The sequence below is a fragment of the Pseudomonas prosekii genome (genome assembly GCF_900105155.1).
Lineage (GTDB): Bacteria > Pseudomonadota > Gammaproteobacteria > Pseudomonadales > Pseudomonadaceae > Aquipseudomonas > Aquipseudomonas prosekii.
In genome coordinates this window covers 5570354-5594325 of the sequence record NZ_LT629762.1, presented here as the reverse complement: position 1 = coordinate 5594325, position 23972 = coordinate 5570354, and the positions used below count along the sequence as shown (strand labels likewise).

Genomic DNA, 23972 nt, shown 5'->3' with positions numbered 1-23972 from the left:
CCCGCCGAATCATTTGAAGCACGACTGCTTCGCAGCCAAACGGGGGCAAGCCCCCTCGCCACAGGTGATGCGTGACCACATCCGCGGTGTTTGCCAGTAAACTCCCTCTCCTTTAGCCGCCCATGTTTACCCCCGCGGCCATCACTTTATTGTTTGCGGAGATTGCCTTGCGTCTGTTCCACACCTCCGACTGGCACCTTGGGCAGAACCTGCACGGCCAGGATCGCGATTTCGAGCACGGTTGTTTTCTCGAATGGCTGTTGCGCCAGCTGAAGCTGGACCAGCCCGACGTGTTGCTGATCGCTGGCGATATCTTTGACACGGTCAACCCGCCGGTCAAAGCCCAGGAACGCCTCTACGATTTCATCGTCGGCGCCCACGAACAGCAGCCGTCGCTGACCATCGTGATGATTGCCGGTAACCACGATTCCGGCTCGCGCATCGAACTGCCCGCGCCGTTGATGCGGCGCCTGCGCACTCACGCGCTGGGCCGGGTGTTGTGGCTGGATGACGGCCAACTTGATGCCGAGCGGCTGTTGCTGCCGCTGCCCGACGCCAGTGGCGACATTCGCGCCTGGTGCCTGGCGCTGCCGTTCCTGCGGCCGGCCGAGGTGACCGGCGCGCAGTTGGGCGACAACTATTTGCGCGGCATCGGGCAGGTCCACGAATGGCTGATCGCCGCAGCCAACGCCAAACGCACGCCGGGGCAGGCGCTGATCGCCATCAGCCACGCGCACATGGCCGGCGGTTCGGTCTCGGAAGACTCCGAGCGCAGCCTGATCATCGGCAATGCCGAAGCGCTGCCCGCCAGCCTGTTTGGCTCGACCATCAGCTACGTCGCGCTCGGGCATCTGCACAAACCGCAGAAGGTCAACGGTGAAGAACGCATCCGCTACAGCGGCTCGCCGATTCCGCTGTCGTTCTCCGAGATCAATTACCAGCACCAGATTCTCGACGTCAAACTCGACGGCGAAACCCTGCTCAGCGTCGAACCGAAACTGATCCCGCGCGCGGTCAATCTGCAGCGCATCGGCCCGGCACCGCTGGCCGAGATTCTGCTGCAACTGGCCGAGCTGCCGAACACTGATTTGCTCGAAGATCTGCAGCGCCAACCGTGGCTGGAAGTGCGCGTGCGCCTCGACGAGCCGCAACCCGATCTGCGTTATCAAGTGGAAACCGCGCTGCAAGGCAAAGCCGTGCGGCTGGTGCGGATTGCCGCTGAATACGCCGGCACCGGACGCAATGACGGCGCTGATGACAATGCCACGCTGATCGAACTGGACCAGCTCTCGCCGCAGGAATTGTTCAGCCGCGCGTGGCAGGACAACTACGGCAGCGAGGTTGACGAGCAAACCCTCAAGGACTTTGCCGAGCTGCTGCAAGACGTGCAAATGGAGCGCGAACAGCCATGAAAATTCTCGCGATCCGCTTGAAAAACCTCGCCTCGCTCGCCGGGCCGTTTGAAATCGACTTCACCGCCGAACCGCTGGCCAGCGCCGGATTGTTCGCGATCACCGGGCCGACCGGCGCCGGCAAAAGCACCTTGCTCGATGCCTTGTGCCTGGCGCTGTTCGGCGCCGTGCCGCGCCTGAACAACACCGGGCGCGACGCCAAAGTGCCGGACGCCGACGGCGAAATCGGCACCGGCGACCCGCGTACCTTGCTGCGCCGTGGCACCGGCGAAGGTTACGCGGAAGTCGATTTCGTCGGCATCGATGGCCGTCGCTATCGCGCGCGCTGGGAAGCCAATCGCGCTCGGGAAAAGGCTGGCGGCAAGTTGCAAGCCAGTCGCCAGAGCCTGCGCGATATCGATCAGGATCAGTTGCTGGCAAGTCAAAAAGGCGAGTACAAGACCCAGCTCGAAGCCGCGCTGGGCCTGAACTTCGAACAGTTCACCCGCGCCGTGCTGCTGGCCCAGAGTGAGTTCAGCGCGTTCCTCAAGGCTGACGACAACGACCGTAGCGAACTGCTGGAAAAACTCACCGACACCGCGCTTTACACGCGTTTGGGCCGGCGCGCGTTCGACAAGACCAAAGAGGCGCGTGAAGCGCACAAATTGCTCCAGGATCAGGCCACCGGTGTCACGCCGCTGGCGCCCGAGGCGCGCGCCGAACTGGATGAGCGCTTCAACGAAGCCCAGCAGCAACTCAAGCTCCAGCAAGCACAACTCAAGCAACTCGAAGAGCAACACACCTGGCTCAAACAGCTGCGCCAATTGCAGGAAGAACAGCAAAGCGCCGCCGAGCAATTGCACACGGCCCAGCAGCATTGGGAAGGCCTGGCCGGCGAACGTTTGAAGCTGACCCGGCTGGAGCAACTGGCACCGCAACGCCATCAATTTGCGCGCAAGACTGAACTGGTCGCGCAGCTCACGCCGCTGGCCGCGCAGATCCAGCAGCACACGCAGCAGCGACAGCAATTGACCGAGCGCCAGACTCAACTCGAGCAGAGCCTGAGCACCGCGCACATCGCGTTGACCGAGGCGCAAAACCAGCACGCGACAAATGCGCCGCTGCTGCGTCAGGCTTTTGAAGAGCAAAGCACCCTCGCCCGCCTGGTGCGCGAGACGAGTGCGAGCGCCGACCTCAAGCAGCAAGCCGAGCAGGCCTGCACGCAGGGCCAAACCACCATTCAAGCTTTGCTTGACCAGCAACAGCAGGTCGCCGAACGTTTGCAGCGCATTGGCGCGGAGCTTGCGCAAAGCGTGCATCTGGCGCCGCTCAGCGATGCCTGGAATGCTTACCGCGATCGCCTGCAACAACTGATGTTGATCGGCAATCGCCTGAACAAAGGTCAGGAAGAACTGGCCAATCTGGAGCAACGCGCGACGCAAGCTGCCGAAGCGCTGGCGGCGCAAAAGCAGAATCTGGAAGTGCTTTACAAAGAAGCCGGCGCCGAGCCGGAAGCCGTCGCCGAGCAAATCCAGCTGCTGAGCACCTTGCTGCAGGACAACCGCAAGCAACTGCGCGGCTTCGAAGAACTGACGCGCTTGTGGGCCAGTCAGCAAGAACTGGACAAGCGCGGTGCCGAGCTGCAACAGCGCCAACTCGCCGCCCAGCAGGAACGCGAACGCCTGACCCAGGACGGGGTGAAAACCAAGTCCGAACTGACCGTCGCCGAACAGACCCTGAACGTCACCCGCCAGTTGCTCGAACGCCAGCGCCTGGCCCGCAGCGAAAGTGTCGAGGAACTGCGCGCGCAGTTGCAGGACGATCAGCCGTGCCCGGTTTGTGGCAGCCCCGAGCATCCATATCACCAGCCCGAAGCGCTGCTGCAAAGCCTCGGCCGGCATGACGAAAGTGAGCTGACCAACGCGCAGCAAGCGGTCGATGTGCTGAAGGAAAAACTCACCGAGCTGCGCGCCGAAGTCGGCGGTTTGATCGCCCAGCAGAAAGAGTTGCTGCAACAGCAGGAACAGCTCGCCAGCCAGCAACAGAGCCTGACGCCGAGCCTCGAAGCGCACCCGCTGTCCGCGCAGTTGCTCAATCAGGACGCGGCCAAACGCAACGCCTGGCTCGCGCAACAAAACAGTCAACTGAACCAGAGCATCAGCCAGGACGAACAGCGCCAAAGCGCCCTGCTCACGTTGCAACAAGACGCCGCGCGCCTTGCGCAGCAACTGCGCAACGCCGAGACCGCCAGCCAGCAAGCCGCGCAACACCTGAGCAATCAGCAACAGGCGTTGGGCAACAACCGCCAGCGCCTCGACGAAGAACTGACGGCGTTCAGCACGCTGCTACCGGCCGATACGCTGGAAGCCCTGCGCAACGAGCCGGCCGCGACGTTCATGCAGCTGGACCAGCAAATCGCCCAGCGCTTGCAGCAACTTGAGCAGCAGCGCGACGAACTCGGCGAACAGCAGCAGCGCCAACAGACGCTGGAAAAAGAACAGGATCGCCAGCAGACCCGCGCGCAACACCTGCAAACCGTGCAGCAGCAGTTCAACGTACTGGCCGAACAGCAACAGACTGGCGAGCACAAACTCGCACAATTGCTCGGCGAACATGCCAGCGCTGAGCAGTGGCAGCAGCAACTCGATCAGGCGGTCGAACAGGCTCGCGCAGCGGAATCCGCGGCCAATCAGGAGCTGCAAAGCGTGCGCACGGCGCTGGTGCAATTGGCCGCCGAACTCAAGGCGCAGCAACAGCGTTCGCAAGCGCTGGAAACTGAGGATCGCGAGCTCAGCAGCAAAATTGCCGACTGGCGCGCGCAGCATCCGCAGCTAGATGACGGTGGTCTCGAAGAATTGCTGAGCGTTGACGATCAGCAGGTCAGTGAGTTGCGGCAGTTGTTGCAAAGCAGCGAAAAAGCCATCGAACAAGCCAAGGTGTTGCTGGAGGAACGCGACAAGCGTCTGCTCCAGCATCAGGCGCAGCACAACGGCAACCTCGACGCCGAACAATTGGCGAGCGCGTTGGCGGAACTGCAAAACCAGTTCAGCGTCATTGAGCACCGATGCGCCGAATTGCGTGCCGAGCAGGCTGAAGATCAGCGCCGGCAAAATGCCAATCAGGCCCTGGCGCAGCAGATCGCCGATGCCAATACCGAGTACCAGCGCTGGGCGCGTTTGAGTGCGCTGATCGGCTCGGCGACTGGCGACATCTTCCGCAAGATCGCTCAGGCTTACAACCTCGACTTGCTGGTGCATCACGCCAACGTGCAATTGCGCCAACTGGTGCGACGCTATCGTCTGAAACGCGGCGGCAGCATGCTCGGCTTGCTGGTGATGGACACGGAAATGGGCGACGAATTGCGCTCGGTGCATTCGTTGTCGGGCGGCGAAACGTTCCTCGTGTCGTTGGCCCTGGCGCTCGGTCTGGCGTCGATGGCGTCGAGCACGTTGAAAATCGAATCGCTGTTTATCGACGAAGGTTTCGGCAGCCTCGATCCGGAATCGCTGCAACTGGCAATGGACGCGCTCGACGGTTTGCAGGCGCAGGGGCGCAAGGTCGCGGTGATTTCCCACGTGCAGGAAATGCATGAACGGATTCCGGTGCAGATTCAGGTCCGCCGCCAAGGCAATGGCTTGAGCACGCTGGAGGTCAAATGACCACGCTGTATTCTTTCCGCCGCTGCCCCTACGCGATGCGCGCCCGCATGGCGCTGCGTTATTGCGCGGTTGAGGTGCAAATTGTCGAAGTCAGCCTGAAAGCCAAACCGGCCGAGATGCTGGCGTTGTCGAGCAAAGGCACGGTGCCGGTGCTGGCGGTGGATGGTCGGGTGATTGATGAAAGCCTGGCGATCATGCACTGGGCGTTGGCGCAGAACGATCCTGAGGACTGGTTACTCGCAGGTGATGCGGTCGGGCAGCAACGGATCGCGGCGCTGATCGAGGAAAATGATCAAGTGTTCAAGGTGCATTTGAATCGCTATAAATACGCCGAGCGGTATCCCGAGCAGCCGATGGAAACGTATCGGGCCGAAGGCGAGGTGTTTTTGCGCACGCTTGATGAGTTGCTGAGAGGTCGGGATTACTTGCTGGCCGCGCATCCGAGCCTGGCGGATGTGGCGCTGCTGCCCTTCGTGCGGCAGTTTGCGCATGTCGATCGGGAATGGTTTGCGCAGACGCCGTATGCGCGATTGCAGGCCTGGCTGCAACAGTTCCTCGACTCGGAACTGTTCACCGCCATTATGAAAAAATGACCGCGTACCCGCAGGAGCGAGGCTTGCTCGCGATGACATTCTCAAGGACGCCATCGCGGGCAAGCCATGCTCCTACAGCGTCGTGAATGCGGGTGCTCAAGCCAACACCGAGCACATCCCCAGCGTCGAGCAATCGACCTGGAACGGCCCGAGAAACTCGGCGCTGCGCTTGATCGGCGGATTCCCCACCAGCAGGCCCAAGGCCTTGGCGGTCTGAATATTGTGCGCAATGTTGTGATTGCATTCGATGGCCCGCGCCACCGAACCTGCCGAGCCCTGCCCGATCCCCAGTAACGAAGCGCCATTGGTCATGAACGCCAGAAAGGCAATGACCCAGAGTTTGTGCCCTTTCATGCGCCGACGACTCCCGCGATGTCTGCGCGATCGACCACCACATTTTGTTGGGCGCGGTGTTCGAACTGGACGCCCGGATAGGCGACTTCAATCGGTGCCTGACGGTCGTGCTGCGTTTGCGGCGAGAGGCTGATGACGAGGACCATGGCCACGTAGAGACCGATGGCCAGGTAGGCGCCGTGTTTGGCGGAAGTGATGATTGCGTGGGCCATGGTGTTCTCCGTGGGCATGTTTCAGTGCCGACAGAATCGATCAAAAAAACTGTGCTCACCACTCAGGGTTTTCCATAGTGACCATCAACCTGGTTGATCATTAAAAGCGTCTATATCGCCGCTGAACCAAGCCTATGAAGCAGGAAAACGCACACGCGTAGGCGCTGCCGAAGGCTGCGATCTTTTGCTGATAAAAGTCAAAAGATCACAGCCTTCGGCAGCGCCTATAGGCAACGTTCAGTAGATTTCAGGCTTGAGTTTTGTGGTCCAAAGCGGCGTAGAAGTTAGCGCTTTGTTGCAGGTATTTTTGCGTGTAGCTCTGGGTGTGGGATTTTTTGCTGCTGATCTCAGTGTTGGCACTGGCTGGCAGGGCAACGGTGGCAGAGATAGCGGATGCGGCGATGATGGAGAAGAGATTGAAGTTCATGGCGGTATTCCTCGGAGTCAGTTGGCTTGCTTGCCTGGTTAGGCCGTGAAGCAAACTTAACGCCGGAGGCTCCGCACCTTGAAATGTTTTGTAACAGTAGCCGTTATCAGTCTGATTAATACTAGAGCGCAGGCCCCGCCAACCGGGGCCTGCGGCGTATTGACGCACCGGTTGACGAGCCTGTTAGCGAACCAAAAACTTCAAATCGCTCGGCGCATCCATCGGCAGTTTCTGCACGGTTTTGCCCAACAGACCGGTTTTGGCATCGCGCTCGACCACAACAATCTGATTACTTTTCTGATTGGCGATCAGCAGGAATTTGCCACTCGGGTCGAGGCTGAACTCACGCGGGTGGTCGCCTTCCACGGAACGGCGTTGCACTTCCTTGAGCTGCGCGGTCGCCGGGTCGATGGCGAACACCAGCAACTGATTCGCGGTGCCACGGTTGCTGACGTAGAGGAACTTGCCGTCCTTGGAAGCGTGCAGTGCCGCGCCGGCCTTGTCGGCAGTCGGCTGCCCCGCCGCCAAGTCAACCAGTTGAGTTTGCTTGAGCGTGCCGTCCTGATAATCGAACACGGCCACCTGAGCGCTCATTTCCATGGTCAGCCAGGCGTGTTTGCCATCGGCGCTGAACAGCAAATGCCGCGGACCGCTGCCTGCTGGCAATGACACCGAGGGCGGATTGGCCGGGGTCAGTGGCAGCTGCGGATTGGCCTTGGGATCGAAGTGATAGACAAAAATCTTGTCTGCGCCCAAGTCGTTGGAGAACACGTATTTGCCATCCGGCGAAGAAATCGTCGAATGCACGTGCGCCGACATCTGGCGCTCGGGATTGACCCGGCTCGACGGATGACTGCTCAGTTGCATCACGGGTTTGAGCTGGCCGTCGGCGTCTACCGGGACCACCGCGAGGGTGCCGCCCGGGTCTTCGACCACTGAATAGTTGCTGACAAACAGGTGGCTGCCGTCGCCGCTGTGGCTCGAGTGCGTTGGCTCGTTGCCAAGGCTTTGCACTTGATTGATCAGCTTCAGTTCGAAGGTCTTGGGGTCGAGCGCATAGCTGCTGACCTTGCCGACCGGGTCCGCCTGTCCGGGGCCATTTTCGTTGACCACGAACACCCGTTGCAGGTCTTTGGAAACGGTCAGCCACGACGGGTTTTCAGTCTTGATCACTTGCAGCGGCTTGGCGCCGATCTGGCCAGTGGCGCTGTCGAAGTTCAGGCGATAAATCCCCTGACTCTGCCCGGCCGTGTAGGAGCCGACCAGCAATTGATAATCGTCGGCGCTGGCCAGTGGCACGCCCATGGCGCCGACGCTGCCGGCCATCAACAGTGGCCAGAAATTACGCATCTTCATGCTCTTCTTCCTCATCGTCATGACCGCCGATAGCGGCCATGCACACCAGCCGGTGCTCGCCGGAATCACCGGTGATCAACCAGCTCTGCAGGGTTGGATCGAATGTCGCGGCGTCGATTTGGACCTTGGTGAATTCCCAACGTTTCAATGCTCGACCGTCCATGCACTCGATGTGCAGGTTGTTCTCGTCATCGAGGGAGGAATCAAAGGCGTGCAAGCCGTCGATTTCCAGCATGTCGCAGTTTTCGAGGGCGTTGAGCAAAGTGTCGGTAACGGCAGTCATGGCAATCAGTCATTTGGATGGAAAGCCGCAATGATAGCTCAATGTGGGAGCAGGCCCGAGCCAGACAACCCACTTCCATCGAGCCATGAACAAAAGTGGGAGCGAGCTTGCTCGCGATGACGGCAGCACAGTCAACATTGCAGTGACTGACAGGCCGCTATCGCGAGCAAGCTCGCTCCCACAGGGGGTGCTGCTCGGCGGTTACAACGCGTCGCGCGACGGTTTGCCGTCCACCAGCCGTTGAATGCGCAGCGGGTTGGCGTTTTTCAGCGGTTCCGGCAGCAAGCTGTCGGGGTAGTTCTGGAAGCACACCGGGCGCAGGAAACGATCGATGGCCAAGGTGCCGACCGAGGTGCCGCGCGCATCGGAAGTGGCCGGATACGGCCCGCCATGCACCATCGAATCGCAGACTTCAACGCCGGTCGGATAACCGTTAAGCAAGATCCGCCCGACTTTCTGTTCCAGCAACGCGGTCAGTTCGCCGAACTGCTCGAAGTCGGCCGGTTCGCCAATGATCGTCGCAGTCAGTTGCCCGTGCAGACCGTTCAACGCAGCGCTGAGTTGCGCCTGGTCCGCGACTTCGACAAACACCGTGGTCGGGCCAAAGACTTCTTCCTGCAACACTTCGTCGCCATTGATCAACAAACTGACGTCAGCCTTGAACAGCTGCGGCTGCGCTTGATTGCCTTGCTGCGCGCTGCCCGCCAGATGTTCGATGGCCGAATGCGCGAGGAGTTTTTCCAAGCCTTTGCCATAGCTGCCCAACGTGCCGGCATTGAGCATGGTTTGCGCCGGTTGCTCAGCAATTAACGCAGCGACTTGCTGGACGAACGCGCTGAACTGCGGCGAACGAATCCCGATCACCAGCCCTGGATTGGTACAGAATTGCCCGCAGCCCTGCACCACCGAGGCGGTCAGGTCACGCGCAACGGTTTCTGCGCGTGCTTGCAGCGCTTGCGGCAACACGATGACCGGGTTGATGCTCGACATCTCGGCGAACACCGGAATCGGCTGCGCACGGGCGGCGGCCATGTCGCACAACGCGCGACCGCCCTTCAGCGAACCGGTGAAACCCACCGCTTGAATCGCCGGATGCTTGACCAGCGCTTCGCCGACCCCGCCGCCGAAGATCATGTTGAACACGCCGGCCGGCATCTCGGTTTTTTCTGCAGCACGAATGATCGCGTCGGCGACCCATTCGGCGGTGGCCATGTGGCCGCTGTGGGCCTTGAACACCACAGGGCAACCGGCGGCAAGTGCCGAAGCGGTGTCGCCGCCGGCGGTGGAGAACGCCAACGGGAAGTTACTCGCGCCGAACACGGCTACCGGACCGAGGCCGATGCGGTATTGGCGCAGGTCCGGGCGTGGCAGCGGTTGGCGGTCGGGCAACGCCTGATCGATCCGCGCGCCATAGAAGTCGCCGCGCCGCAGGACTTTGGCGAACAAACGCATCTGCCCGCTGGTACGACCGCGTTCGCCTTGAATGCGCCCGGCGGGCAATGCGGTTTCGCGGCACACCACGGCGACGAAGTCATCGCCCAAGGCGTCCAGTTCGTCGGCAATCGCGTCAAGAAATTGCGCGCGGCGCTCGGCGCTGAGGCTGCGATAAGCCGGATAAGCGCTGGCGGCAGCCTTGGCGGCGGCGTCGACTTCTTCCGGGGTGGCCTGGTAGAAATCACCCGGCAGGTTCTCGCCCGTGGTGGCATCGACGCTTTGCAGTTTGAGGCCGCCGGCCGCACTACGCTGGCCGCCGATGTAGTTGTGGCCAAGGATCTGGGTCATGAAAATCTCCTTAAAGGGTGCCGACGGTGCCGGGTTCGAATGCCGCTGCCACCGGCGCAATGCCGTTGATCAAAGGCGCGCCGAATTCGGCCTGGCTGATTTCAAACACATCACCCGGTTGGGTGCGGATGCCATCGGCGAAAGACAGGGTCGCGGTGCCGAAGAAGTGAATGTGCACATCTCCCGGGCGCAGGAACTGGCTGTACTTGAAGTGGTGATACTCGAGGTTCGCCAAGCTGTGGCACATATTGGCCTCGCCGCTGAGGAACTCGTTCTGCCACAGCACTTCACCGTCGCGCAGGATGCGACTGGTGCCTGCCAAGTGTTGGGGTAGCTCACCGACGCGAAGTTCCGGACCATAACTGCAACTGCGCAATTTGGAGTGGGCCAGATAGAGGTAATTCTTGCGTTCCATGACGTGATCGGAAAACTCGTTGCCCACCGCATAACCGAGTCGATACGGCTTGCCGTCGTGGCCGATGACGTACAGACCGCTGAGCTCGGGCTCTTCACCGGCGTCTTCGGCAAACGGTGGCAGCGGGAACGATTGGCCCGGGCGCACGACGATGCTGCCGTCGCCCTTGTAGAACCATTCCGGTTGCACGCCCGCCTCGCCCGCCGCCGGTTTACCGCCCTCGACGCCCCACTTGAAGATACGCATGGTGTCGGTCATTGCGGCTTCATCGCCGACTTGCTGGTGCATTTTGTCGCGCGCCGAGGCGCTGCCCAAATGGGTCAGACCGGTGCCGCTGACCAGCATGTGCGCCGGGTCCGGGTGATCCAGCGGCGGCAGAATGCGCAAGTTGGCCAGCAGCTCTGGATAGTCGTGGCTGCTGCCCAAACCGTGGGTTTGCACTTGTTGCTGAAGATTGACTCCGGCCTCGATCGCGGCCAGCGCCAGGTCACGCACGGTGCGCGCATCTTGCACTTCGCGGATCAAAGCGCCTTCAACCACGCCAACCCGGCGCTCGCCGTTACTTAACTCGAATTGAACTAAACGCATGAAATTCTCCCGTAAACAAATCTCGTATATGGCGCTGAACCCTGTGGGAGCGAGCTTGCTCGCGATTGCGGGCTGCCAGTCGACATCAATGCTGAATATTCAGCCGCCATCGCGAGCAAGCTCGCTCCCACAGTGGATATGGGTGATGGCTCAAGTACGCGTCGCACCCCGGGCGCTGGCGGCAAACTGATCGGCGGGCAGCACGTGCTTGCGCTCGAGCAAACGGTAAACCACGCCCGTCAGTACCAACCCGAACACCATCACCGCAGACAGGAAATACAAACCCGAGGCCAAATTGCCGGTGTATTCCTTCAGCGCACCAATCACGAATGGCCCGATGTAGCCGCCGAGGTTGCCGACCGAGTTGATCAAGGCAATCCCCGCCGCCGCACTGGCCCCGGCGAAGAACCGGCCCGGCAAGGTCCAGAACACTGCGGTGCAGGAAAACAGCGCAAACGCCACCAGACACAGCGCCGCCAATTGTGCGACCGGCAAGGTCAGCCAGGCACTCAGGAACAAACCAATCGCACCCAGCACATAAAGCACCGCCAAGTGGCCGTAGCGATCATTCAAACGGTCGGAACTGCGCGGAATGATCAGCAAACCGATGATCCCGAAAATGTACGGCACCGAAGACACGAAACCCGTGGTCAGGTCGCTGCCGCCGAACTGTTTGATCAAGGTCGGCAGCCACAGGCCCAAACCATAAATGCTCAAAGTGACCGGCAGATAAAACAGCGCCAGCAGCAGAACGCGCTTGTCTTTCAGCGCATGCAACGGGTTGCCGTGACGGGTCTGGCCGTATTCGGCGAGGTCTTTTTTCAGCTCGCCGGTCAGCCAGTCCTTCTCGGCCTGGTCCATCCATTTCACCTGTTGCGGACCGTCCGGCAACCAGCGCAGTACTGGCCAGGTCAGCAGGATCGCTGGCGTGCCGATGACGATAAACAGCCATTGCCAGCCGTGCAGCCCAAGGGTGCCGTCCATGCCGAGCAAACCGCCGGACACCGGCCCGGTGATCATCATCGCGATCGGCTGCGAAAGGATGAACAAACCGAGGATTTTGCCGCGATGACGCACTGGGAACCATTGGGTGATGTAGTAGAGAACGCCCGGGAAGAACCCGGCCTCAGCAGCGCCGAGCAAAAAGCGCATGACGTAGAAACTGTGCGGCCCCTGGACGAACGCCATGCCGATGGTGATAGCGCCCCAGGTGACCATGATTCGCGCGAACCAGCGCCGCGCGCCGAAGCGTTCGAGCATCAGGTTGCTGGGAATTTCCAACAGGAAGTAGCCAATGAAAAACAGCCCGGCGCCGAGGCCATAAGCCGCATCGCCGATGCCGATGTCGGCGCCCATGTGCAGCTTGGCGAAGCCGACGGCGGAGCGATCCACATAGGCGATCAGGTACAGCAAGATCAGGAAGGGAATCAGTTTCAGCGTGATGCGACGAATAAGCCGCAATTCCTGGCTCATGAGATCGGTCTCCGATTGTTGTTGTTATAGAACCTCGGGGGACGCCTCTCGCGGAAAACCGCCAGGGCCATCCCTCCGTTGAGCGAGACTATATAGTAATACTATTTAAGCTAACAACACTTCCAAATCCGCAGATTTGCGCTTATGTTAAGCGTCAGCTCGAACAATATAGTCATACAATAAGAGAATCGATCATGGCTGATAAGAAACCCACCCTGCGCTCCGCCCAATGGTTTGGCACCGCCGACAAGAACGGCTTCATGTACCGCAGCTGGATGAAGAATCAGGGCATCGCCGACCATCAGTTCCACGGCAAGCCGATCATCGGCATATGCAACACTTGGTCGGAATTGACCCCGTGCAACGCGCACTTTCGGCAGATCGCCGAGCACGTCAAACGCGGGGTGATCGAGGCCGGTGGCTGGCCGGTCGAGTTTCCAGTGTTCTCCAACGGTGAATCGAACCTGCGCCCCACCGCCATGTTCACCCGCAACCTGACGAGCATGGACGTCGAAGAAGCCATTCGCGGCAACCCGATCGACGGCGTGGTGCTGCTGACCGGTTGCGACAAAACCACTCCGGCATTGCTGATGGGCGCCGCCAGTTGCGACGTCCCGGCGATCGTTGTCACTGGCGGGCCGATGCTCAACGGCAAGCACAAGGGCCAGGACATCGGCTCGGGCACGGTGGTCTGGCAGCTCAGTGAGCAAGTAAAAGCAGGCACGATCACCCTCGACGATTTCCTCGCGGCCGAGGGCGGCATGTCGCGTTCGGCCGGCACCTGCAACACCATGGGCACCGCGTCGACCATGGCCTGCATGGCCGAAGCACTCGGCACTTCCCTGCCGCACAACGCGGCGATTCCGGCAGTGGATGCGCGCCGTTATGTGTTGGCGCACATGTCCGGCATGCGCGCGGTGGAGATGGTTCGCGAAGACTTGCGGCTGTCGAAAATCCTCACTAAAGAAGCTTTTGAAAATGCGATTCGGGTCAACGCAGCGATTGGCGGTTCGACCAACGCGGTGATTCACTTGAAAGCCATCGCCGGGCGCATTGGCGTCGAGCTGGACCTGGACGACTGGACGCGCATCGGTCGCGGCATGCCGACCATCGTCGACCTGCAACCGTCCGGGCGTTTCCTGATGGAAGAGTTCTACTATGCGGGCGGTTTGCCGGCGGTGCTGCGTCGTCTCGGCGAGGCCAACCTGATTCCGAATCCAGACGCGTTGACCGTCAACGGCAAGACCCTCGGCGAGAACACCAAGGACGCGCCGATTTACGGTCAGGACGAAGTGATTCGCACCCTCGACAATCCGATCCGCGCTGACGGCGGCATCTGCGTGTTGCGCGGCAATCTGGCGCCACTCGGCGCTGTGCTGAAACCGTCCGCCGCCACCGCCGAACTGATGCAGCATCGCGGACGTGCGGTGGTGTTCGAGAACTTCGACATGTACAAGGCGCGGATCAACGACCCGGAACTGGACGTTGATGCCAACTCGATTCTGGTCATGAAAAACTGCGGGCCGAAGGGTTATCCGGGCATGGCTGAAGTCGGCAACATGGGGCTGCCGGCCAAGTTGCTCGCGCAGGGTGTGACCGACATGGTGCGGATTTCCGATGCGCGCATGAGCGGCACGGCGTATGGCACGGTGGTTTTGCACGTTGCCCCGGAAGCCGCGGCCGGCGGGCCTTTGGCGGTGGTGCAGGAAGGCGATTTCATTGAGCTCGATTGCGCCACCGGGCGTTTGCACCTGGACATTCCGGACGCCGAACTGGCGGCGCGGATGGCCGATCTGCAACCGCCGCAGCAGATGATCGTCGGTGGCTATCGTCAGTTGTACGTCGACCACGTGCTGCAAGCGGATCAGGGCTGCGACTTCGACTTCCTGGTCGGTTGCCGCGGCTCCGAAGTGCCGCGCCACTCGCACTGATCCCACCGCCCTCTGTGGGACCGAACCTGTGTGGCGAGGGGGCTTGCCCCCGTTCGATTGCGCAGCAGTCGTGAATCAGTCGCCGCGGACTCATTGGCAGTTGCCGCGGCTGATTCAGCGGGCTTCGCTCCCCGACGGGGGCAAGCCCCCTCGCCACAAAAGCTTTGCTCCTGCACAAGTCCTGCTCTGGCGACCGTCCTCGCCCGCGCCTGCTATCATGCGCCCCACCCCCCCATCGCCCAGGATCGCGCCGTTCCCCATGGATTACCGCAAACCCTCTGATCGCAAAAGCATGCACTCGCGCATCGTCCAGGAATTGGGCATGCAGATCGTCTCCGGACGCTTCAAGCCCGACGACAAACTGCCCGCCGAAGCCTTGTTGTGCGAAGAGTACGCGGTCAGCCGGCCGGTATTGCGCGAAGCCACGCGGGTGTTGGTCGCCAAAGGTCTGGTGTATTCCCGTCCGCGCGTCGGCACGGTGGTCAAGGCGCGCAAGGAATGGCACATGCTCGACCCGGACGTGTTGCATTGGTTGATGCAAAGCAGTCCGCAGAATGAATTTTTCGGCTTGTTGACCAGCGTGCGCAGCATCATCGAACCGGCCGCCGCCGCGCTCGCCGCGCAATACGCCACCGACGCCGACATCGCCTCGATCGGCGAAGCCTACCAACGCATGGAGGCCGCGCCGACCCCGGAAGCCTTGCTGCAACCGGACCTGGACTTCCACAGCCGCATCGCCGATGCGACCCACAACGACTTGCTGGCCAACCTGTGCAACATGCTCGGTGTCGCCATCGCCGAGGCGTTGAAGCATTCCAACCAGCGGCCGAACCTGCATGAGCTGGCGCTGCCACGGCACAAGGCGATCCTGACCGCCATCGAAAACCGCGATGCCCTCGGCGCACGACACGCGACACTGGTGCAACTCGACGACGCCCGCAGTGCGCTGGACGTGGTGCTGGGCGGCGATCCACCGAACCACCACTAGACCCAATGCAGGGTTTCGGGGAAATTCGACAATGTGCGGTATCTATATACCGCACGGCTGATTTATTCAGGCGTTAGGGTTCAGGCATCAGCCATGCAAAGGATTGCATCATGCCAACCACAACATTGCCCGCTGCGACGGGCCATTACGCAAACCTGATCGCGCAAACCATCAGCGAACGGTTCAACAGCCGCCCGACCTTGCGTTCAGTCACCGCCAGCCTGCTCAAGGACGATTTGCTGGAAAAATACCCGCTGCTGGATTTCGATCCGCACCTCACCCGCCTCGCCCAACCGGACCCTGAAGGTGGCTGGCGCCTGACGTTACTGCTTGATGTGGTGCTCTCATATCTGGCCAGCGGCACACCGCCGGCGCTCAACGAGCAATTCGGCCGTGCCTGCTACCTGACCAACGACGGAACCAGACACCTTAAGCAAGACAGCACCAGCCACCGCGAGCCCGACATGCAACTGATCGCCGGGCTCATCCGCGAGTTGCCGGCGATTGTTTTCGTCGGTTTTCAACAAGCACTGAGTGATTACTGGAACGAACCGGTGGATGCCGGCGTCAGTCGCTGGCAATGGGTGGGGGATTTACTGAACGGCACGCTGAAAACATCAGCGATCCGCCACGCCGCGCTTAACGCCCAGCACGCCGACATTGTGAGTGAACTGTGCCGTCATCCCGACAAACAGCAACGCCTCGAAGCACCTCCACCGGTGGGCACCCTTCAGGCTTGTGTCATCGAAACAACCCTGCACGTGGGCGAGGTTTCAATCAACCTGCAAAGCCCCGACATACTGGTTATTTGCGGTGAAAGCGTATTGCTGTGCGCAGTGACCGGCAGCATCGAATCATTCCCTTCGGTGGCAGCGTTCGGTCAAGCGTGGGGCGAGCGGTTTGAGCAGACTTTCATGGCCGACAGTGTCGCGTGGAAACGCTATGAGCCCGACGGCAATATCTTCGACACCCAGGCCGCCCTGCTGCTGAACCAGCAACTGGAGGACCTCGCCGCGCTGAAGCTTCCGGCCGGCCAGCGCCTTGCACAACTGGAAAAACGCTTCGCGGCAATCACCGACGTCGCAGCGTTGTTCATCGATGATCAAACCCCCGACGCGCACACCTCACTGCGCTTTCAACACATTCAGTCCGCCATTCCGCAGTGGCTGCAAACCGCCAACGCCGTAGATCGCATGGCTTACCGCAAGCATGTGCTAAGCCTCGCCGGGATCAAGCAAAAGACCGGCGGGCGCAGCTTTCAGACCGGCATCGACGACCTCCACACGTTCGCCAAAAAAGCGCTGCAGCAACAGATGCTCGAGGATCAGCCGCTGGCGCCGGGTTATGACGCCGACCAACTGGAGCTGACGTTTCATGTGCCGGTCGGTGATTTGGGCAGCGGTTATCTGCAACCGGTGAAAATGACCCTGACACAACTGGCGATCCGCAATCTTGCCGGGCGCCCCAACGGCCGGATGACGATTCGGCATACCGGCGGGCAGCTGATTCAGGACTGGACCACGCAAGCCTATGTGCTGGATCTGGTTACTCGCGTCGATGTCGGCAAACACTACCCCGAACTGATTCGTAGCCAATTGTTGGGCGATACCCCGCAGGCGCAGGAACGTGCGCGGCTGTTCGGACTGGAGCTCTCGGTGCATCTGCCGATGCTGGCGCTGGAACAATCGATCAAATCCGAGCAGGGCTTCACCCGTCAGGGTTATCGCTACGTCGAAGCGCTGATGCACGGCACGCAAGCGGAACGGTCGGCCGATGGCCAGCAAGTCGTCCTGCGACCGCTGGCCTTCCAACGCAAAGCAGGCGCTGCGCCTGATGCGGTGAGCAACATGTTCATCATCGAGCCGCACGATCTGAATGCCGACGGCCCGCGCATTCTCTACCGGCCGATGTACTCGCCGGCGCTGCAGCAATATTCCAGCCGCCAGCAACTGCTGAGCGCCATCGCCCAAAGCGGTCCCGTGCAAACCAGCGTGCTCACCTGGCTGACCGACCGCGCGCGGCCGATCTACGAGCATAACGGCTTCAACGAGCCGCACATTGTGCACATGCACCTTGGCGATGAATTCAGCCGCCCGGACAAACCGCAACCGGCAATGCTTGCCGATGACCAAGCCGCAGAATGGCTTGCTGCGCTGGCAAACGGTCAGTTGCTGAATCGGCTGTTCAGCAGCAACGCCCAAGCGTTGATCGAGCTGGCCGATCGCCAATCGGTGTCCAACGCCGAGAGTCGCTGGGCGAGCATTCTCGAAGGCGCATGGCTGCTGTTCAACAACCTGATCCTGCCGTTGTTACGCGGGCCGGCCATGCTGGTGGGCTGGATGCTGCAACTCACCCACAGCCTGATCGAAGACCTTCCGGCGCTTGACGGCGATGATCTGAATGCGCGTGAACAGGCCTGGGTTGATGTGCTGATCAACCTTGGCTTGGTGCTGCTGCACGTCGCGCAAAACCGTGGCGAAAGCGCATTGCTCTCCAGCGATTCACGCGAATCTGCGGTCGCCCTCGCGCCGCTTCGGCGCTCGGCGCAATCACCGGTGATTGCCGGCGCTGCCATCACCGAATTGGCGCCGGGCCTGGCTTCCGAACCACCCGGCAGCGGGCGTACTTTGCTGGATTTCAACCTGTCGACCGCACGCGATTCAGCGTCGGCGCGCCTGTTCGGACAACTCAAAGAGGTGCGCGTGCCTTGGCCGACTGTGTTGCCGCAACCAATCGCCATCGGCCCCTTTGCCGGCCTGTACCGAATCGACAACAAATGGTACGCCACCCTCGCCGGCCTGTTGTTTCGCGTGCGTATCGTGCCGGGTTTCGGCGAGGTATTTCTGGTCCATCCGGAACACGCCGATCACCCCGGGATCAAGCTCAAATCCAATGGCAAAGGCGACTGGACGCTGGACCGGGGCCTGCAACTGGTCGGTGGCGGACGCAAAGGAAGGATCGCCGCCGAGCGGGAAAAACGCCGCCAACGCATCGCCGAACTCGAGCTGAACTATCAAGCGTTTGTCGAGCAACAGGAACGCGTGCAAAAGCGCATCGATATCGCCGAAAACATCTTCCACGCCAAAGAAGCGAACCCTGCCAGCACGGAGCAGGAGCGCGCTACGGCCCGGGAACGATTTGTCGTCGAGATGGACAAGCAAACGCAGAACTACGTCGCCCTGATTGCCGAAATGCGTGAGGCAAGCACGTTGACGGATGTGCCCGTAGATCAGTCGAATATCGCCATTCAGCTGAGCAACATCATCAGGAATCTTCGTAAAAGAGTGGTGATGGCTGACCTCGAACGAGCCGCTTCCGCGCGCAACTACAGTGAATTTATCGGGGGTGAACAGCACATCTACCAAGCCTTGAAAGCAGATGGCGATGGGGTGATGCAGCGGTATTTCAAGTTCATGCAACAAACCGGCGAAATCAACGAAACCATGATTGCGTGCTACGAAGCGGCAGATGCGCGCATGGAGGAGCTGTTACAGATTCCACTCTTGGGGCCAAGGATCCGCAAGGAGCTGAACCACGGCAGATCAGAAGGCGAAATGACCGCGCTGAACGTCAAGGCCTTCCATTTGATCGTGCTGCGTAACCTCAGCGTGAAAACGTTAGGAACAGAACTTTCCACTGCGCTGGAAGCGGTGATTCAACCGTTGCTGTTGCTGGCGCGATCGCATGTCGAATTGCAGAACAATCAGGGCTATGAACGCAGCGAACGCATAGCCGTTCTGGACAACCTGGTCGAGCGTTATAAAAACGCCCAAAGCGCTTTGGGCGGAATCTGGGTGTTTAATGCCGATGAGCTGCAGATGCCGTCGTTCAACCGCATGCGGGTGATCATTGATCAAATGCGCGTTGATGCCGAGAACCGTCTGGTCGAAGAAATTCAGCAGCTTGCCTTGGAACAGCCGCCTTCGTCCGAGGACAGCTCAGCACAAACGCCTGGCACCTCTAAGGAAACCAGCAAAACAAAACCAAGGCCCAGCGCATCGGTCGGCAAAAAGCGTGTGATCAAAACATCCAAAGGCACGTTTATCGGCGAACTGCGGCCACGTGTTACCGATCAGGGCGGCGATATCGTCGACATCAATGCGCCCATGGATGACACGGTACTGGCCTCTTTCCATGAACACGAACCGGATGTCTGGATCGAAATCGTCCAGGCGCGCACGCAGCCACCGCGCTCAGCAAGCAGCTATCCGCAACTCAAGGGCGACGCGCGAAAGGCCTTGGCCAAGGTCGATGAACAGGTGCGCAAGATCGAGGGCTATTCTCAGGACGGCAGTTCGCCCAAGGACATTGAGGAGCAATTTGAACGCGAGGCGCAGAAACTCGACCGCTATGCCCATAGCCTGGATAAACATCCAGACGCGCCACCGGCCAACGAAAAGGATGCGGCGCTGATCGCCGAGCTGCACGGCAAAGCGCTCAGCCTGCGCACCCAGGCCACCCGAATGCGCACTCGCCTGACGCTGGCGCAGCCGCCAACCAGCGTCGGCGTGCGCTATTTATTGCAAGGCAACGAGCTGCACGTCAGACCTATCGGAAAACGAGTTCAGTTGAAAACCGGGCGCAAGGATTTCATGCAGGAATATGGGCTGTTCAACCGCGACGACAAGGCACTGTGGTATGCGCACTTTCACTATGCTGTTTTGACGGATGACAAAACCCACTTCACTACCGCGCATCTGAAAACCGAGGGCCAACGTTTCGAAACGTATGAATCGGCATTGGCCAAAGCAACAAATCCGAGTCAGAAAATCCAGATCTACCACGGTGCCATCGACCTGGCGCTGGCCAATCAGTATTTCCTGCCGTTGCAACCTTACTGAGTCTGAGAGGCGCCCATAAAAAAGCCGCAACCCGAGGTTGCGGCTTTTGTGTTTCTGCGAGGCTTAGTGAGCGAACAGCGAATTGCCCTTCTGCCCTGCCAGTTTCTCCGGTTTGATCAGGAAACGCGCCAGCGCTGGCAACAGCCACAGAGCGCCGAACATGTTCCACAGCAGCATGAAGGTCAGCATCAGGCCCATGTCGGCCTGGAACTTGATCGCCGAGAAAATCCAGGTGCACACACCGATGGCCAGGCACAGACCGGTGAACAGCACGGCTTTACCGGTCGACTTAAGCGTCTGGTAATACGCCTCTTGCAACGGCAGACCGGCGCGCAGGAAGCTTTCCAGTCGGCTGTAAATGTAAATGCCGTAATCCACGCCGATCCCCACGCCCAACGCCACCACCGGCAGGGTCGCAACTTTGACGCCGATGCCCATGAACGCCATCAGTGCGTTACCCAGCACCGAGGTCAGCACCAGCGGCAAGACGATGCACAAGGTCGCCGCCCACGAACGGAAGGTGATCATGCACATGGTCGCAACGCAGATGTACACCAGGATCAGAATTGTCAGTTCCGATTCCTTGATCACTTCGTTGGTCGCGGCCTCAATCCCGGCGTTACCGGCAGCGAGGATGAATTCCAGGCCATCCTTGTTGTTCTCCTTGGCGAACTCCTGCACCGCATGCACCGCGCGGTCCAGCGTCGCGGCCTTGTGGTCGTTGAGGAACACCAGCACCGGCGCCAACGAGCAACTGTTGTTGTACAGACCATCCGCACGGGCGATGGAGTTGTTCAGCACGTCCGGGTTGCGCGACAGGGTTTCCCATTTCAGGTTGCCCTCGTTCATGCCTTTGATCATCTGCTTGGACACGGTCACCAGCGAGATCGCCGACTGCACGCCCTCGGTGTTCTGCATCTTCCACATCAGTTCGTCGATTGGCGCCATGGCTTCATAGCGCGAGCAGCCTTCGGACTTGGTCTTGACCATCACCACCAACACATCGGAACTGGTCGAGTAGTTGCTGATGATGAAGTTGTTGTCCTTGTTGTAACGCGAGTCGGGACGCAGCTCCGGCGCGCCTTGGTCGAGGTCGCCGATCTTCAGGTTCTGGCTGTACCAGAGGCCGCCGCCGAACGCGATCAGCGCCAGGGCAATCGAAATCGGTGCAACCTTGGGGCTGGCGAAGTTCGACAACAGGCGCCAGAACGGGTGTTCGCGGTGCGCGTCTTTCTTGCTGCGCTCGACCGCACGCTTGCTGATGCCGACATAGGAAATCGCCACCGGCAACAGGATCAGGTTGGTAAACACGATGACCGCCACGCCGATGGACGCGCCGATGGCCAGTTCACGAATCACGCCGATGTCGATGATCAGCAGCGTGATAAAACCCACCGCGTCCGCGAGAATCGCGATCATCCCCGGCAGGAACAGTTGCCGGAAAGTCCGCCGCGCCGCCGTCAGCGCGTTGTCCGCTTCGCTGGACTGCAACGCGATGCCATTGATCTTCTGCACGCCGTGGGAAATACCAATGGCGAAGATCAGGAACGGCACCAGCATCGAATACGGATCGAGGCCGAAACCGAAAAAGTGCATCAAACCGAGCTGCCAGACCACCGCCACCAGCGTCGTGCTCAATACCGCCACGGTGCTGCGCATGCAGTTGGTGAACCAGTACAGCAGGATCAAAGTGATGACGAAGGCAATACCGAAGAACATCACCACCATCACCAGACCGTCGATCAAATCGCCGACTTTCTTGGCGAAACCGACGATGTGGATCTGCACATTAGGGTTCTGTTTTTCAAACTTGTCGCGGATCTTGTCTTCGAGTTCGTGGGAGAACTTGCGGTAGTCCAGCGCGAGCAATTTGCCCTGATCCGCTGGGTCCGGGTACGACTCCAACAGCGGGATATCGACGATGCTCGACTTGAAGTCGTTGGACACCAGACGGCCGACCTGGCCGGATTTGAGCACGTTGTTGCGCAGCAGATCGAGGCTTTGCTGAGAGCCGTTATAGCTCTGCGGGATCACTTCACCGCCGGCAAAACCCTCCTCCGTCACCTCGGTCCAGCGCACGCTCGGGCTCCACAGCGACTTGAGGCCGGAACGGTCGACGCCGGAAATGTAGAACACCTCGTCGTTGATCTGACGCAGGGTCTCCATGTATTCCTTGGAGAAAATGTCGCCGTCGGTGGCTTCAACCGAGATCCGCACGGTGTTGCCCAGGTTCGCCAGATCGTTGCGGTGCTCCATCATCTTTTGAATGAACGGATGCTCGAGGGGGATCATTTTTTCGAAACTGGTGGACGGCCGAATCAGCGTGGCCTGCCAGAACAGGAAAATGCTCACCAGCAGGCAGATGGTGATCACTGCCGGCCGGTTATTGAAGATCAGGCGTTCGAGAAACGTCGCCTTGTCTTGGTGATGACTTGTCATGGATGTCATGTCTCCGCCTTATTATTATGTGGCCCGGCTTATTTGCTGAGCTCGGCGCCGGTTGGCGAAGTGGCGCGAACGCCGCCCTGTCCTGCCAGAATCAAGTTGCCATTGCCCGCAGCCGTCACCGCCGACACCGAAATCCGGTCCGGGCGATTGAACACGGTGAAGGTTTCGCCGTTGTCGCTGCTGCTGATCACCGAGCCGCCGTTGCCGACGATCACGATCGAGCCGTCGTCGAGCAGCGTAGCCCCGGACAGGCCGAATTCCAGCGAACCGCGCGCAGCCTGCAGATCGACCTGTTCCCAGTTGCTGCCGAAATCGCTGGAGCGGTACAGGTTGCCGCGCAGTCCATAGGCCAGCAGGGTGTTGGGCTGAGCGGTGCCGATCACGCCGAACAGCGAACCTTCGTATGGGCCTTCGAGCTTTTCCCAGGTCTGGCCCCAGTCGGCGGAGCGGAACATGCTGCCCTGCTCGCCCACGATGAACAGCCCGGCGTCCTTGACCGCCGCGATGGCGTTGAGGTGAAACTGGTCTTCGTTGTCGAGGCGATCACTGGCGTCTTCCCAGTGCTTGCCACCGTCGGTGGTTTCCAGCAATGCGCCGTACGCGCCCACGGCAAAGCCGCTGTTGACGTCTTTGAACCAGACGTCGAGCAGCGGCGATTCGCGTTTCAAGTCTTCAAATTGTTTGGTCCAGGTGACGCCGCCGTCTTCACTGGCGAGGATCTGCGCGTCATGCCCAACGGCCCAGCCGTGTTGGTCATCGACAAAGAACACGGCGGTCAGCAGTTGCCGGGTCGGCACTTTGGCCTGGGTCCAGGTGTTGCCCTGGTCATCGGAATACAGAATGTGCCCACGATCACCGACCGCCACCAGGCGCTTGCCGGCGTGGACGACGTCGAGCATCAGGCTTTTGGCGGCTTTGGCGGATTCCACCGAATACACCAGATCGGCCGGCGGCGCGTCGGCGGCGAGCACCGGCATCGACCATGCAGCACAGCCCAACAGCGAGAGCGCTGTAGCCAGCAACGCGATTTTGCGTAATGCCGGCGGGCGGCAGATACCCACACCCATGACAGGCTCACTCATAGACCTTCCCCCATTATTATTGTTAGGTCGTTCAACCTTTCAGGGCGCCGTAAGGGTGCGCTGCGAGATTGGCTGTTTTTGGAGCATAGTCCTGAAACATGGTCCTGAAACGCGCAATCTAGAGCCCCTTCGGAAGCTGGCTTATCCTA

16 protein-coding genes are annotated in these 23972 nt (G+C 60.3%); 6 read left to right on the top strand and 10 right to left on the bottom strand.

Annotated elements, in window-relative coordinates:
• The first annotated feature begins 167 nt into the window (after window positions 1-167).
• Genes BLU01_RS25310 through BLU01_RS25300 form a run of 3 tightly spaced genes read left to right on the top strand, consistent with a single transcriptional unit; the run spans window position 168 to window position 5643 of the window.
• Window positions 168-1412 (top strand): exonuclease SbcCD subunit D C-terminal domain-containing protein, encoded by a 1245-nt coding sequence (locus tag BLU01_RS25310; RefSeq protein WP_092281743.1) that lies wholly within the window; start codon window positions 168-170, stop codon window positions 1410-1412.
• Window positions 1409-5050, top strand: coding sequence for an AAA family ATPase (locus BLU01_RS25305; RefSeq protein WP_092280618.1), 3642 nt, complete (start codon window positions 1409-1411; stop codon window positions 5048-5050). Before BLU01_RS25310 ends, BLU01_RS25305 begins: the two co-directional genes overlap by 4 nt.
• Complete coding sequence (locus tag BLU01_RS25300) at window positions 5047-5643, top strand: glutathione S-transferase (protein ID WP_092280616.1); 597 nt, start codon at window positions 5047-5049, stop codon at window positions 5641-5643. The genes BLU01_RS25305 and BLU01_RS25300 overlap by 4 nt, the downstream gene beginning before the upstream one ends.
• 96 nt (window positions 5644-5739) lie before the next feature.
• On the opposite strand, the gene BLU01_RS25295 is transcribed toward BLU01_RS25300, so the two are convergent.
• The 8 genes from BLU01_RS25295 to BLU01_RS25260 form a co-directional block, all read right to left on the bottom strand.
• Window positions 5740-5997: a hypothetical protein gene (locus BLU01_RS25295; protein ID WP_092280614.1), complete on the bottom strand. Its 258-nt coding sequence runs from the start codon at window positions 5995-5997 to the stop codon at window positions 5740-5742.
• A complete protein-coding gene (locus BLU01_RS25290; RefSeq protein ID WP_092280612.1) occupies window positions 5994-6209 on the bottom strand; it encodes a hypothetical protein in 216 nt (71 codons plus the stop codon). The genes BLU01_RS25295 and BLU01_RS25290 overlap by 4 nt, the downstream gene beginning before the upstream one ends.
• Before the next feature lie 247 nt (window positions 6210-6456).
• Window positions 6457-6636, bottom strand: a complete 180-nt coding sequence (locus BLU01_RS25285; protein ID WP_092280610.1) for a hypothetical protein — start codon at window positions 6634-6636, stop codon at window positions 6457-6459.
• A gap of 183 nt (window positions 6637-6819) precedes the next feature.
• Window positions 6820-7992, bottom strand: a complete 1173-nt coding sequence (locus tag BLU01_RS25280) for a lactonase family protein (RefSeq protein ID WP_092280608.1) — start codon at window positions 7990-7992, stop codon at window positions 6820-6822.
• Window positions 7979-8275, bottom strand: a complete 297-nt coding sequence (locus BLU01_RS25275) for a DUF5629 family protein (RefSeq protein ID WP_092280606.1) — start codon at window positions 8273-8275, stop codon at window positions 7979-7981. Before BLU01_RS25275 ends, BLU01_RS25280 begins: the two co-directional genes overlap by 14 nt.
• Window positions 8276-8476: 201 nt before the next feature.
• Complete coding sequence (locus tag BLU01_RS25270) at window positions 8477-10057, bottom strand: aldehyde dehydrogenase (NADP(+)) (RefSeq protein ID WP_092280604.1); 1581 nt, start codon at window positions 10055-10057, stop codon at window positions 8477-8479.
• A gap of 10 nt (window positions 10058-10067) precedes the next feature.
• A complete protein-coding gene (araD1, locus tag BLU01_RS25265) occupies window positions 10068-11060 on the bottom strand; it encodes an AraD1 family protein (protein ID WP_092280602.1) in 993 nt (330 codons plus the stop codon).
• A 150-nt stretch (window positions 11061-11210) separates the two neighbouring features.
• Window positions 11211-12533, bottom strand: coding sequence for an MFS transporter (locus BLU01_RS25260; protein ID WP_092280600.1), 1323 nt, complete (start codon window positions 12531-12533; stop codon window positions 11211-11213).
• Between the two features lie 194 nt (window positions 12534-12727).
• Here BLU01_RS25260 and BLU01_RS25255 point away from each other — a divergent pair, with 194 nt between their 5' ends.
• From BLU01_RS25255 to BLU01_RS25245, 3 genes are all read left to right on the top strand, one after another.
• Window positions 12728-14464, top strand: coding sequence for an IlvD/Edd family dehydratase (locus tag BLU01_RS25255; RefSeq protein WP_092280598.1), 1737 nt, complete (start codon window positions 12728-12730; stop codon window positions 14462-14464).
• A 259-nt stretch (window positions 14465-14723) separates the two neighbouring features.
• Window positions 14724-15452: a FadR/GntR family transcriptional regulator gene (locus tag BLU01_RS25250; protein ID WP_157720189.1), complete on the top strand. Its 729-nt coding sequence runs from the start codon at window positions 14724-14726 to the stop codon at window positions 15450-15452.
• A gap of 110 nt (window positions 15453-15562) precedes the next feature.
• Complete coding sequence (locus BLU01_RS25245) at window positions 15563-20293, top strand: dermonecrotic toxin domain-containing protein (protein WP_092280594.1); 4731 nt, start codon at window positions 15563-15565, stop codon at window positions 20291-20293.
• A 63-nt stretch (window positions 20294-20356) separates the two neighbouring features.
• On the opposite strand, the gene BLU01_RS25240 is transcribed toward BLU01_RS25245, so the two are convergent.
• Both BLU01_RS25240 and BLU01_RS25235 read right to left on the bottom strand, forming a co-directional pair.
• The gene (locus BLU01_RS25240) at window positions 20357-22732 is read right to left on the bottom strand and encodes an efflux RND transporter permease subunit (RefSeq protein ID WP_371918724.1); all 2376 of its coding nucleotides are present in this window, start codon (window positions 22730-22732) and stop codon (window positions 20357-20359) included.
• A 38-nt stretch (window positions 22733-22770) separates the two neighbouring features.
• Complete coding sequence (locus BLU01_RS25235) at window positions 22771-23823, bottom strand: YCF48-related protein (RefSeq protein WP_092280590.1); 1053 nt, start codon at window positions 23821-23823, stop codon at window positions 22771-22773.
• Between the last annotated feature and the right edge of the window lie 149 nt (window positions 23824-23972).